The organism is Melaminivora jejuensis (genome assembly GCF_017811175.1).
Taxonomy (GTDB): Bacteria; Pseudomonadota; Gammaproteobacteria; order Burkholderiales; family Burkholderiaceae_C; genus Melaminivora; species Melaminivora jejuensis.
The window spans coordinates 1,948,553-1,961,049 of the sequence record NZ_JACWIJ010000002.1 but is presented as its reverse complement, the minus strand read 5'-3'; the positions used below and the strand labels follow the sequence as shown (position 1 = coordinate 1,961,049).

The following is a 12,497-nucleotide window of genomic DNA, read 5'->3' as shown; positions in this document are numbered from 1 at the left end:
GCCGGCAGACTGCCATACACCTCAGGCATTCATGCGTTCCCTGTCCCAAGCGGCCCTTGCGCCTGCCCCCGATGCTTCCTTGATCGACCAGTTCATCGACGCCCTGTGGCTGGAGGATGGCTTGGCGCGCCTGACGCTGCAAGCCTACCGCGGCGACCTGCGGGCGCTGGCGCAGTGGCAGGCGCAGCGGGAAAAAGGCCTGCTGCAGGTGCAGGAGAGCGACCTGGAGGCCTATCTGAGCCACCAGCACGCCCAGACCCGCGCCACCACTGCCAATCGCCGCCTGACCGTGTTCCGGCGCTTTTATGCCTGGGCGCTGCGCGAGCGGCTGCTGACCGCCGATCCCACAGTGCGCCTGCTGGCCGCGCGCCAGGCGCTGCGCGTGCCGCAGACCCTGACGCAGCAGCAGGTCGAGCAACTGCTGCGCGCACCGGATGTGGACACTGCCCTGGGCCTGCGCGACCGCGCCATGCTGGAGCTGCTGTATGCCAGCGGCCTGCGCGTGAGCGAGCTGGTGGAGCTCAAGACCTGGCACGTCAGCCTGGGCGAAGGGGTGCTGCGTGTCATGGGCAAGGGCGCACGCGAGCGCCTGGTGCCCTTTGGCGAGGAAGCGCAGCAATGGCTGGAGCGCTATCTGCGGCGCGCGCGCGGCGAGCTGCTCGGGCCGCGCCAGACCGATGACCTGTTCGTCACGCGCCGCGCAGCGGCCATGAGCCGGGTCATGTTCTGGAAGCTGGTGCGGCACTATGCCCTGCTGGCCGGCATCAGCGCGCCGCTGTCGCCGCACACCCTGCGCCACGCCTTTGCCACGCATCTGCTCAACCACGGCGCCGACCTGCGCGTGGTGCAGCTGCTGCTGGGACATGCCGACATTTCCACCACCACCATCTACACGCACGTGGCGCGCGAGCGGCTCAAAGTCCTGCACGCCCGGCACCACCCGCGTGGCTGAGGGGCAGGGCCAGCCCTATTCGTCCTGGTCGAGGTTCTCGGCCCAGGCCAGCGCCTGCAGGTGTGCCCAGTTGACCTGCCGGTTGGACAGGTGCAGCGCCTGGGCGCAGCGGGCAAAGGCCTCCTCGTCGGCGCTTTCGCAGGCGCGCGTGAGCTCCAGGAAGGGCGCCAGCACGCCCTTGCCATGCAGCACGGCATCGACCACCGGCTGGGGCAGGGCGACGGACTCGAAGGCCTGCTCCAGCGATACGCCCAGCATCACGTCCAACAGCGAGAACACGCCGGCGACGAAGGCGTTGTCGCAGTCCTCGGGCTGCAGCAGCTCGGCGGCCAGCAGCTCCATCAGGCGCCCGCGCACCACGGCGGTCTGGCCCACGGCGGGCGGCGAGCCGGTGTTGCGCGAAGTGGTCAGCAGCAGGGCGGCCCAGCGAAAGAGTTTTTTCAGGCCCAGGATCATCACGGCGTGGCGAAACGAGGTGATCTCGCACGACAGGCCGAAACCCGAGGAGTTGATGAAGCGCAGCAGGTTGAACGACAGCGTCGGATCTTTCTTCAGCAGCTCCTCGATCTCGGTCAGCGAGGCCTGCTGGCGCACCATGTTGATGAGCTGCACGATGGTGGCCTGCGAGGGCCGGATGGTCTGCGCCTGGATGACCGTCGGCTGGGCGAACCAGTAGCCCTGGAACAGGCGCACGCCCAGGGCAGCCATGCGCTCGTACTGCTCGGCCGTCTCCACCTTCTCGGCCACCAGGGCGGCTGCGCTGTAGGAGCGGGCGAACTTAATCAGCGGCTCGGCCAGCTCGGGCTTGAAGGCCAGCAGATCAAGCTTGATGTAGGCTGCCTGCGGCAGCCAGGAGGCGTAGGCGCGGCGCAGCACCTCCTGGTTGAAGGCCAGGCGAAAGCCGCGCGCGCGCAGGCTCTCGAAGACCGGCAGCAACTCCCCGATCTGCTCGGGCGTGGCCTGCTCGCCCAGCGTCTGCACCTTGAGCACCACCCGCTCGGGGTGGATCAGCTCCAGGTGCGGCCCCTTGAGGCTTTCGTGGGTGCAGTTGATGAAGACGGTCTTGCGCCCCACCAGGGCTTCCGAGCCGGCATAGGACAGGGCGTTGAACAGCAGCGCGGCATCGCTGGCCGCCGTGTGGGCCGCTGCCGCCGTGGAGCGGTCGAACAGCTCGTAGCCGAACACGGCGCGCTTGTCGTCCAGGATGGGCTGGCGGGCAATGAGGTTCTGCCTGTCGTGTGCAGGCTCGGCGCTGGAGCTGGGGGAAGGGGGCGCAATATCGGTCATGGCACAAACATTTGAAAGCTGGCGGCGCAGGGCAGGCCCTGTCAGTGGCCGACCACCCCGGCCCAGGTCAGCGCCTGCAGGTGTGCGGCGTTGATCTGGCCGATGTCCAGCGCCAGGGCCTGGGCCATCCGGGTGAAGGTGGGCTCGTCGCCGTTTTCGCAGGCGATGGCCAGGGCCAGCAGTCTGCCGTGGGTGCCGCTTTGCTGCAGCAGTGCCTCGGTGACGCTGGCTGGCAGGCTCAGCAGGCCCAGCGCTTCGGCCAGCGGCATCCCCAGCATCTGGTCGAGCATGGAAAACAGGCCCACCACAAAGGCCTCGTCGGCCGTTTCCTGGTCGCCCAGGCGCAGCGCCAGCAACTCCATCAGGCGGGCGCGCACCACGGCGGTCTGGGCCACGGCGGGCGGCGTGCCGGCGCTGCGCACCGCCGTCAGCAGCAGCGCTGCCCAGCGAAACAGCCGCTTGAGGCCCAGCAGCATGACCGCCTGGCGCAGCGAAGACACCTCGCGTGTCATGCCCAGGCTGGCCGAGTTGATCAGGCGCAGCAGGCTGAAGGACAGGCTGGCGTCCTTTTTCAGCACCTCCTCGATGGCGTCGGCGCCGGCCTGGCTGCGCAGCACGTTGAGCAGCTGCACCGTGATGGCCTGCGAGGGTGTGAGCACGCGCGCCTGCACCAGGGTCGGGCGGGAAAACCAGAAGCCCTGGAACATCTGCACGCCCAGCGACGACACCATGTCGTACTGCTGGGCGGATTCGATCTTTTCGGCAATCAGCTCGGCGCGGCTGTGCCGGCTGGCGTAGCTGATGAGCACGCTGGCCTGGTCGGCAGCCAGCACCGACATGTCCAGCTTGATGTAGTCGGCCAGCGGCAGCCAGGGCGCATAGGCCGACTCCAGCACCGTGTGGTTGAAGGCCAGGCTGAAGCCGCGCTCGCGCAGGCTGCTCAGGATGGTCAGGCGCGCACGCACCTCGGAGGCCGCGACATGGCCCAGCGGCGGGATCTCCAGCACCACCTTGTCCGGATCGACCAGGTCGAGATGCCCGCCGGACAGGCTCTCGTGGGTGCAGTTGACGAACAGCAGCGTCGGGCCGACCAGCTCGTCGATGCCGACATGCGACAGGGCGGTGAACACCAGCATCATGTCGCTGGCAGCCGTGTGCGGGGAGCGCGAGCGGTCGAACAGCTCGTAGCCGATGACCGCCTCCTGGCCATTGACTATGGCCTGGCGCGCAATCATGGCGCCGGGGCGGCCCGAGGCGGCAGGGGAAGACTGGGAGAGCATGAAACCTGGAGGCAGGGGACGCGGGGCGTCGCAGCAGGGCTGAGCAAGGCAGGGCGGAGGGCCATTGTAGGGAATGCAGGCCCGGGCTCAACCGTTGTCCAGCCAAGCCAGCTCGGCCTGGCTGAAGCCGGCAGCGCGGCGTGCCTCGGCATTGATCGGCGGCTTGGGGCGCGGCGCCTCGTAGTGCTGCGCCAGCCAGGCGTAGTGCGCCAGCGGCTCCAGGCCGCGCCGGGCGCACAGCCAGCCAAACCAATGGTTGCCGATGGCCACGTGGCCAATCTCCTCACGCAAGATGGTGTCCAGGATGTCCACGGCGGCCAGCGCGTCGGGCGTGCCGACGCGGCGCAGCTTGTGCTGGATCAGCGGTGTCGCGTCCAGGCCGCGCGCCTCCAGCGTGCGCGGCACCAGCGCCATGCGCGCCACGATGTCATGCGCCGTCTTCTCGCACATGGCCCACAGGCCCTGGTGCGCCGGGAAGTCGCCGTAGTCGTGGCCCAGGTGCGCGCGCAGATGGTCGCGCAGCAGGCGAAAGTGCCTGGCCTCCTCGGCGGCCACCTGCAGCCAGTCCAGGTAGAACTGGCGCGGCATGTCGGCAAAGCGCCAGATGGCGTCCAGCGCCAGGTTGATGGCGTTGAATTCGATGTGGGCGATGGCGTGGATCAGCGCCGCGCGGCCCAGGGCCGTGGCCGGCGAGCGCCGGGCAACGGCCGTGTGCGCCAGCAATTCGGGCCGCACCGGGTGCCCGGGCAGCGCCTGGATGGGGGTGTAAACAGCTTTTTCAGCTATCGAAATACTAGCTGCCTGCGCTTGCAGGGCAACGGTTAGAGTCGATTTTTCCTCTGGATCGGTGAGTTGCAGGATGTGCAGGGCGTGTTGGCGAAGCTCCATCCCTACAATTGTATTTTTCCCGCCAACCCCCGCATGAAAGGCAGCATCCGATGGCAATCTACGAACTCGACGGCGTGGCGCCGCAGCTGGCAGACAGCGCCTGGGTGGCCGACAGTGCCCAGGTCATGGGCAACGTCCGCCTGGAGGGCGACGCCAGTGTCTGGTTCGGCGCTGTGGTGCGCGGCGACTGCGAGAGCATTGCCATCGGCGCCGGCTCCAACGTGCAGGACGCCAGCGTGCTGCATGCCGACTTCGGCCAGCCGCTGGTCATCGGGCGCCACGTCACCATCGGCCACCAGGTCATGCTGCACGGCTGCACCATCGGCGACGAATCGCTGATCGGCATCGGCGCCGTGGTCTTGAATGGCGCCAGGATAGGCCGCAACTGCCTCGTGGGCGCGGGCGCGCTGGTCACCGAGGGCAAGGAGTTCCCCGACGGCTCGATGATCCTGGGCAGCCCGGCCAAGGCGGTGCGCCAGCTCACGCCCGAGCAGATGGCGGCCATTCGCCAGAGTGCCCAGCACTACATCGACAACGCGCGGCGCTTTCGCGCCACGCTGCGCCAGATCGGCTGAAGAGGCCCGGCCCTGCGCCGATCTGGCGCGCAACTGCCAAGAAAAGGGATCACCTTCCGTGTCCGAACTGCACAAATTCCTGTTTGACGGCCTGCCGGTGCGCGGCGCCATCGTGCGCCTGACCGATGCCTGGGTCGAGCTGCTCTCCCGGCGCGCCGGCAACAGCGAGACCGGCGCCTACCCGCCGCCGGTGGCCGAGCTGCTGGGCGAGATGGCCGCCGCCGGCGTGCTCATGCAGTCGCACATCAAGTTCAACGGCGCGCTGATCCTGCAGGTCTTTGGCGACGGCCCGGTCAAGCTGGCCGTGGCCGAGGTGCGCTCCAGCCTGGGCCTGCGCGCCACCGCCACCATCAGCGGCGAAGTGCCTGCCGCCGCGCGCCTGCCCGAGCTGGTCAACATCGGCGGCCAGGGCCGCTGCGCCATCACGCTCGATCCGCAGGATCGCCTGCCCGGCCAGCAGCCCTACCAGGGCGTGGTGCCGCTCAACGATGCCGCAGGCGAGGCGCTGCCCGATCTGTCCCAGGTGCTGATGCAGTACATGCGCCAGTCCGAGCAGCTCGATGCCACGCTGGTGCTGGCGGCCAACGACCAGGTGGCCGCCGGCCTGCTGATCCAGCGTATGCCGGTGCAGGGCGAGGGCAATCTGGCCGGCACTGGCCTGGGCAGCGATGAGCAGCGCGCGCAGCACGAGGAAGACTACCGGCGCATCGCCACGCTGGCGGCCAGCCTGACGCGCCAGGAGCTGCTGACGCTGGACGTACACACCATCTTGCACCGCCTGTTCTGGGAGGAGCGCCTGCTGCGCTTCGAGCCGCAGCAGGGCGCCAGCGGCCCGCACTTTGCCTGCACCTGCTCGCGCGAGCGCGTGGCCGCCATGCTGCGCAACCTGGGCCAGGCCGAGGTGCAATCCATCCTGGACGAGCGCAGCAACGTCGAGGTGGGCTGCGACTTCTGTGGCCGCCAGTACCACTTCGACCGGGTGGATGCGGCCCGGCTGTTCACCGAGCCGGAAAAGCAGCCGCCCGCGCCCTCCGGGATGCAGTGAGAAGACCCCAAAAAAGAGCGCTGCGGCACGGCTGCCGGGCGCTTCTTGGCTGCAGCTGGCGTGCTGCGCCGGGCTCACATGTTGGCGGGCAGTGCGGTGACGATGGCCGGGAAGAGCCACAAGATGGTCAGCGCCAGCACCATCAGCATGAAATACGGCGCGCAGACCCGGGCGATGTAGGTGATCTGGCGGCCCGTCATGCCTTGCAGCACGAACAGGTTGAAGCCCACCGGCGGGGTGATCTGCGCCGTCTCCACGGTGATGACCAGGAAGATGCCGAACCACAGCGGGTCGATGCCCGCCGCCTGGATGATGGGCAGCACTACGCTCACGGTCAGCACGATGGCGGAGATGCCGTCCAGAAAGCAGCCGATCAGCACGTAGAAGATGCCCAGCACGACGATCAGCATGCCCGGCGACAGGCCCAGGCCGCCGACGAACTCGGCCAGCTGGCGCGGCAGGCCGATGTAGCCCATGGCCAGCGTCATGAAGGCCGCTCCCGACAGGATCAGCGCAATCATGCAGTACAGCCGCGTGGCGCCCAGCAGCGCTGCCTTGAAGCTGTCCCAGGTGAGCGAGCGCTGCGCAGCCGACAGGATCAGCGCGCCGGCCACGCCGATGGCTGCGGCCTCGGTGGCGGTGGCGATGCCGGTGTAGATGCTGGCAATCACGCTGCCGATCAGCAGCACCACCGGGATCAGGTGGCGCGCCTCGTGCAGTTTCTGGGCCAACGTCAGCCGTGCGTCCGAGGCCGGCACCTTGTCCGGGTGGAGCAGCGCCCAGCCGACGATCCAGCCGCTGAACATCAGCGCCAGCATCAGCCCCGGCAGCACGCCGGCCATGAACAGCTTGGAGATCGACAGCTCGGCCGAGACGCCATAGACGATCAGGATGATGGAGGGCGGGATCAGCAGGCCCAGCGTGGCCGGCCCACCCAGCGAGCCGATGATCTGCGCGGTCGGGTAGCCGCGCTTTTGCAGTTCCGGCAGGTTCATTTTGCCCACCGTGGCACAGGTCGCGGCCGACGAACCCGACACTGCAGCAAAGATGGTGCAGCCGATGACGTTGGTGTGCAAAAGCCGCCCGGGCAGGGCGTTCACCCACGGCGCCAGCCCGCGGAACATGCTCTCGGACAGGTTGGTACGGTACAGGATCTCGCCCATCCACACGAACAGCGGCAGCGCCGTAAGCGTCCACGAACTCGATGCACTCCAGATGGTCATGGCCATGGCGTCGCCTGCGGCGCGCGCGGTGAAGAACTCCATGCCGAACCAGGCTACGCCAGCCAGCGTCAGCCCCACCCATACGCCGCCGCCCAGCAGGGCCAGCAGCACCACGATCAGCGCAATGCTGGCGGTGATCTCACTCATGGTGTGCATCCTCCACGACGCGCGGCTGGCGCCGGCCCAGCAGCTCCAGTATCAGCTCGTCGCAAAAGGCGATGAAGAACACCAGCGTGCCCAGGGCCATGAACAGCTGCGGAATCCACAGCGGCGTGGCGTCCATGCCCATCGAGACGTCATCGATCTCCCAGGACTGCCACACCAGGCGCGATGAGTAAAAGGCCAGGAAACCCGACAGCGCCACGGCAATGGCCAGCGCCGCCACTTCCAGAGCCCGGTGGGCGCCGCCCTTGAGCGCGCCCAGCAGCAGGGTCACGCGGATGTGTTCGCCCTTTTTCAGGGTGCTGGCCAGGGCCATGAAGCCGGCGCCGGCCATGGCGTAGCCGGCATAGGCGTCGGTGCCCGGGGCAGAAAAGCCCAGCAGGCGGCTGAAGATGGTCAGGAGCACCATCAGCAGTACGCCGATCATGAACAGGCCGGCCAGCCAGGCGCTGGCGGAGTAGAGACTGTCGAGCAGCTTGCGCATGGGAGTTTTTCCTCGACGGCAGCCATCCGGGGCGGCGGTCGGGCACGTCGAGGCCGCCAGAGCCAGGCCTGGCGGGTGCGCGCCGGGCCAGAAGTCCGGATGCGGTGAGCCGCCTGCTTACTTGCTGGCCTTGAAGCTGTCGAGCAGCGCCTTGCCCTCGGCGCCGGCCTTGTCCTGCCATTCCTTGATGACGGTGTCACCCACCCGGGCCAGGTCGGCCTTGAGCTGGGCCGAGGGCTGCTCGACCTGCATGCCGCCCTGGCGCAGGGTGTCGAGCGCGCGTGCATCGACCTCGCGCGAAGCCTTCCAGCCGCGCTCCTCGGCAGCGGCGGCGGCCTTGAGCACGGCGTCCTGCTGCGCCTTGTCCAGAGCGTTGAAGGCCTTCTTGTTGACCACCACGGCGTTCTTGGGGATCCAGGCCTGGACGTTGTAGTAGTACTTCAGGTTCTCGAACAGCTTGTTGTCCGCGCCGGTGGCGCTGGAGGTGATCAATCCTTCGATCACGCCGGTGGCCAGGGCCTGCGACAGCTCGGCCTCCTGAATGGTCACGGGCTGCGCGCCCACCAGCTCGCCGATGCGCGCCGTGGTGGGCGAATACACGCGCCACTTCATGCCCTTGAGGTCAGCGGCCGAGTTGATGGGTTTCTTGGTGTAGATGCCTTGCGGCGGCCAGGCCACGGCGTACAGCAGGATCTGGCCCTGCTTGTCCAGCAGCTTTTGCATCTGCGGCTTTTGTGCCTGGTAGAGCCTGAAGGCATCGTCGTAGTCGGCGGCCAGGAAGGGCAGGCCGTCGGCGCCGAACAGGGGCAGCTCGTTTTGGAAGCTGACCATGAAGAACTCGCCCATGTGCGCATTGCCGGTCTGCACCGCGCGCTTGATGTCGGGCATCTTGAACAGCGAGGCACCGAAGTGCGGAGTGATCTTGAGAGCGCCGCTGGTGGCTGCCTCGACGTCCTTGACGAACTGCTCGTTGTTCTTGGAGTGGAAGTTGAACGCCGGGTAGGCGGTGGCGAAGTCCCACTTGGTCTGGGCGGATGCCCCGCTCGCGAAACCGGCGGCGGCCAGAACTGCGGTGGCGCTGAGGAGGATGCGACGCTTCATGAAAAGTCTCCGGAGGGTGGGTCGAGAGCCGCCGCCGGTGGACGCCGCTTGCGACGCCGCTCCGTGCTGGCGGAGTGCGGACGGCTGGAAGTTAGCAGTCTCGCCCCGCAATCGCCATTGGGGTTTTCAACAATAAAAATTTATTGTGGGTGATGTAGCTTATTGTTGTACCTCTAGACTAGGTATTTTGTTCAACAAAACAAGCGACAAGGCTTTTTTTGCTCTTTTCGCTCTTTCCTCATCGCCACCGTGGCACCAGACCCCTCACTGCACCTGCCTGGCATAGACCGCCAGCACCATACGCTCGGACTGCACCAGGTAGGCCTCCAGTTCGCGCGCGGCCTCGGCCGTCTGGCCGTCCATGAACAGCTGCAGCAGCCGCGCGTTGTAGTCCACGTAGGGCGCGTGCAGGTACTCGGGGTCGTCGAGCAGGCCAAAAGCCAGGCGCAGCTCGGCGCAGATGTCCTCGAACATGGCCGACAGGCGTTCGCTGTCGCTCAGCGCCACGATGGCGGCGTGAAAAGCCATGTTGGCCGAACCCACGCGCAGCCAGTCGCGTGCCTCGCGTGCGGCACTGGCCTCCTCAACGGTCTGGCGCATACGCTTGTGCGCCGGGTGCAGCGGCCAGGCCTTCTTCAGCGACTGGCACTCGATGAGCCGGCGCACGCGGTAGATGTCGATGATGTCGGCCATCGAGGGTACGACCACCGACACGCCCCGGTTGGGTTCATGGTGCAGCAGCCCCTCCTTGATCAGGATGCGGAACACCTCGCGCAAGGTGTTGCGCGAGATGTCGAGCTGCTGGCTCAGCGCCGCTTCGGACAGATGCTGGCCGGCGCGCAACTGGCCGTGGATGAGCTGCTGGCGGATGGTGTCGGCGACCGTATCGGCCAGGCTGGTGGCCTCGGTACGGGTCGAAAAATGCCGGGATTGCATGGCGTGGGCGTGCAGTGGAGTTGCAGACAGGAGCGGCTGAGGCGGGCCGGACGGAACAGGCTGGCGGCATGATTGTTGAGCAATCATGCCGATTTTTGTGAAAACGGAGCAGCGAATGGACATCACCATGGACATCAACAGCGACCTGGGCGAGAGCTTCGGCCCCTGGCGCATGGGCGACGATGCCGCCATGCTGGACATCGTGACCAGCGCCAACGTGGCCTGCGGCTTCCACGCGGGCGACCCTGCCGGCATCTTGCAGACCCTGCGCGCGGCGGCGCAGCGCGGCGTGGCGGTGGGCGCGCATGTGGGCTACCGCGACCTGGTCGGCTTCGGGCGGCGCAACATGGAGCCGGGCAGCGCCGAGCTGGTGGCCGACGTGATCTACCAGATCGGCGCGCTGCAGGGCCTGGCGGCAGCGGCCGGCACGCAGGTGCGCTACGTCAAGCCGCACGGCGCCCTGTACAACACCATCGCCCACGACCGGCGCCAGGCCGATGACGTCATCAGCGCCGTGCTGGCGGTGGACGCCAGCCTGGCGCTGATGGCGCTGGCCGGCTCGCCCCTGGTCGAGTGGGCGCGCGCACGCGGCCTGCGCGTGGTGACCGAGGCCTTTGCCGATCGGGCCTACAACGATGACGGCACCCTGGTCGCGCGCCGCCACGGCGGGGCCGTGCTGCACGACGCCGAGGCCGTGGCCGAGCGCATGTTGCGGCTGGTGCAAAGCGGCGAGATCGAAGCCATCAGCGGGCGCAGCGTGCGCGTGCAGGCCGACTCCATCTGCGTCCACGGCGACAGCCCCGGTGCGCTGGAGATGGCACGCCGCATCCGTGCGCGGCTGGCGCAGGCCGGTGTGGCGCTGCGCTCCTTTGCCGACTGAGCTGGCAATGTCCATGCGTTTCCTGCCCGCCGGCGATGGCGCCGTGCTGCTCGAATTGCCCGATCTGGCGCATACCCTGGCGCTGCACCGCGCACTCAGCGCCCAGCCCTTGCCGGGCGTGTGTGAAGTCGTGCCTGCTGCCCGCACCCTGCTGGTCTACTACGACCGCCAGGCCCTCGTTGCGCTGCCCGAGCTGATGGCGGCGCTGCGCACGCGCGCCGCGCAGGTGGCAGCTGGCGGCCAGGCGTATGCCGGCGCGCCCGGGCGGCTGGTGGAGATCCCGGTGCGCTACGACGGCGCGGATTTGCCCGAGGTGGCCGAGCTGCTGGGCATCAGCGTGGCCGAGGTCATGGAGCGCCACACCGCCCAGCCCTGGCAGGCGGCCTTTGCCGGCTTTGCCCCGGGCTTCGTCTATCTGACCGGTGGCCATCCCTGCTTTCAGTTGCCGCGCCGGGCCTCGCCGCGCGTGCGGGTGCCCGCCGGCTCGGTGGCGCTGGCCGGGGATTTCAGCGCCGTCTATCCCGGCGCCAGCCCGGGCGGCTGGCAGCTCATCGGCGTGACCGAAGTGCCCATGTGGGATCTGCAGCGCGCCGAGCCGGCCTATGTGCAACCGGGCTTTCGGGTGCAGTTTCGCAATGCGTGCAGCGCGGGCCGGCACATCAGCCTGCCTGGTCTGCCCAGCCGCACTGCACAAGGGGCCGGAGATGTGGAAAATGCCCAGGATTTTGAGTCAAAAACGCCTCAAACCCAATACCAGAAAGCGATAGCAGCTATTGAAATAGTAGCTACCGGCCTGCAGACCCTGGTGCAGGACGCGGGCCGCCACGGCCTGGCCGGGCTGGGCGTCTCGCCCTCCGGGGCGCTGGATGCGCCGGCCATGCGCCTGGCCAACCGCCTGGTGGGCAACCCGGTCGATCAGGCCGTGCTGGAGAGCCTGCTGGGCGGCCTGCAGCTGCGCAGCCAGGGCCGCACGACGCTGGCCGTCACCGGCGCGCGCGTGGCGCTCACGCTGCAGGCAGCCGATGGGCGGCAGTGGCCTGTGGCCAGCCACACGGCGCTTGCGCTCGACGATGGCGACCTGCTGAGCGTGGCCGCGCCCGAGGCTGGTGTGCGCAGCTATGTCGCCGTGCGCGGCGGCTGGCAGGTGGCGCCGGTGCTGGGCAGCTGTGCCAGCGACACGCTGGCGCAGATTGGCCCGCCAGCGCTGCAGGCCGGCCAACGCCTGGCCGTGGGCGCTGGCGTGCCGCAGCAGGCCTTGCGCGCCGTGCAGGAGCCGGCGCCCGCGTCTGCCCTGCCCAATTGGCCCCGGGCGGGCGATGCCGTGGTGCTAGACGTGCTGCTCGGCCCGCGCACCGACTGGTTCACACCCGAGGCGCTGGCGCTGCTGCAGGAGCAGGACTGGCTGGTCACCCCGCGTTCGAGCCGCGTCGGTATGCGCCTGCACGGCCAGCAGCCGCTGGCGCGCAGCCGCCCGCAGGAGCTGCCCAGCGAGGGCACGGTCACGGGCGCCATCCAGGTGCCGGCCGACGGCCAGCCCGTGCTGTTCCTGGCCGACCATCCGCTGACCGGGGGCTACCCGGTGATTGCCGTGGTGGCCAGCCACCATCTGGCGCTGGCGGCGCAGACCCCGGTGGGCTGCCGGCTGCGCTTGCGCGTGATTGCGCCGTTTGCCCCGGCAGCCTGA

12 protein-coding genes are annotated in these 12,497 nt (G+C 68.5%); 5 read left to right on the top strand and 7 right to left on the bottom strand.

All coding sequences use genetic code 11. The features are described 5' to 3' along the window. Window positions 1-31 precede the first annotated feature (31 nt). A complete protein-coding gene (xerD, locus tag IDM45_RS09290; protein WP_209422589.1) occupies window positions 32-952 on the top strand; it encodes a site-specific tyrosine recombinase XerD in 921 nt (306 codons plus the stop codon). Between the two features lie 15 nt (window positions 953-967). On the opposite strand, the gene IDM45_RS09285 is transcribed toward xerD, so the two are convergent. The 3 genes from IDM45_RS09285 to IDM45_RS09275 form a co-directional block, all read right to left on the bottom strand. After that, complete coding sequence (locus tag IDM45_RS09285) at window positions 968-2,239, bottom strand: EAL and HDOD domain-containing protein (protein ID WP_209422588.1); 1,272 nt, start codon at window positions 2,237-2,239, stop codon at window positions 968-970. 41 nt (window positions 2,240-2,280) lie between these two features. Continuing rightward, on the bottom strand, window positions 2,281-3,519 hold the full coding sequence (locus tag IDM45_RS09280; RefSeq protein ID WP_232654099.1) for an EAL and HDOD domain-containing protein: 1,239 nt from the start codon (window positions 3,517-3,519) through the stop codon (window positions 2,281-2,283). Window positions 3,520-3,606: 87 nt separating this feature from the next. Continuing rightward, window positions 3,607-4,407 carry a ferritin-like domain-containing protein gene (locus tag IDM45_RS09275; RefSeq protein ID WP_209422587.1) on the bottom strand — a complete coding sequence of 267 codons (801 nt, stop codon included), beginning with the start codon at window positions 4,405-4,407 and terminating at the stop codon, window positions 3,607-3,609. A gap of 50 nt (window positions 4,408-4,457) precedes the next feature. Here IDM45_RS09275 and IDM45_RS09270 point away from each other — a divergent pair, with 50 nt between their 5' ends. Both IDM45_RS09270 and hslO read left to right on the top strand, forming a co-directional pair. Next, a complete protein-coding gene (locus tag IDM45_RS09270; RefSeq protein ID WP_209422586.1) occupies window positions 4,458-4,982 on the top strand; it encodes a gamma carbonic anhydrase family protein in 525 nt (174 codons plus the stop codon). A gap of 58 nt (window positions 4,983-5,040) precedes the next feature. Beyond that, window positions 5,041-6,027 carry an Hsp33 family molecular chaperone HslO gene (hslO, locus tag IDM45_RS09265; protein ID WP_209422585.1) on the top strand — a complete coding sequence of 329 codons (987 nt, stop codon included), beginning with the start codon at window positions 5,041-5,043 and terminating at the stop codon, window positions 6,025-6,027. 74 nt (window positions 6,028-6,101) lie between these two features. Here hslO and IDM45_RS09260 read toward each other — a convergent pair whose 3' ends face one another. From IDM45_RS09260 to IDM45_RS09245, 4 genes are all read right to left on the bottom strand, one after another. Further along, entirely contained in the window at window positions 6,102-7,397 is a 1,296-nt protein-coding gene (locus IDM45_RS09260; RefSeq protein WP_209422584.1) for a TRAP transporter large permease, read from the bottom strand. Then, window positions 7,390-7,896 carry a TRAP transporter small permease gene (locus IDM45_RS09255; protein ID WP_209422583.1) on the bottom strand — a complete coding sequence of 169 codons (507 nt, stop codon included), beginning with the start codon at window positions 7,894-7,896 and terminating at the stop codon, window positions 7,390-7,392. Before IDM45_RS09255 ends, IDM45_RS09260 begins: the two co-directional genes overlap by 8 nt. Before the next feature lie 117 nt (window positions 7,897-8,013). After that, window positions 8,014-8,997, bottom strand: coding sequence for a TRAP transporter substrate-binding protein (locus tag IDM45_RS09250; RefSeq protein ID WP_209422582.1), 984 nt, complete (start codon window positions 8,995-8,997; stop codon window positions 8,014-8,016). Between the two features lie 264 nt (window positions 8,998-9,261). Continuing rightward, complete coding sequence (locus IDM45_RS09245) at window positions 9,262-9,933, bottom strand: GntR family transcriptional regulator (protein WP_209422581.1); 672 nt, start codon at window positions 9,931-9,933, stop codon at window positions 9,262-9,264. 121 nt (window positions 9,934-10,054) lie between these two features. On the opposite strand from IDM45_RS09245, the gene IDM45_RS09240 reads away from it, so the two are divergent. Together IDM45_RS09240 and IDM45_RS09235 are read left to right on the top strand one after the other, a co-directional pair. Then, entirely contained in the window at window positions 10,055-10,813 is a 759-nt protein-coding gene (locus IDM45_RS09240; protein WP_209424065.1) for a LamB/YcsF family protein, read from the top strand. Window positions 10,814-10,826: 13 nt separating this feature from the next. Further along, entirely contained in the window at window positions 10,827-12,497 is a 1,671-nt protein-coding gene (locus IDM45_RS09235) for a 5-oxoprolinase subunit B/C family protein (RefSeq protein ID WP_408631677.1), read from the top strand.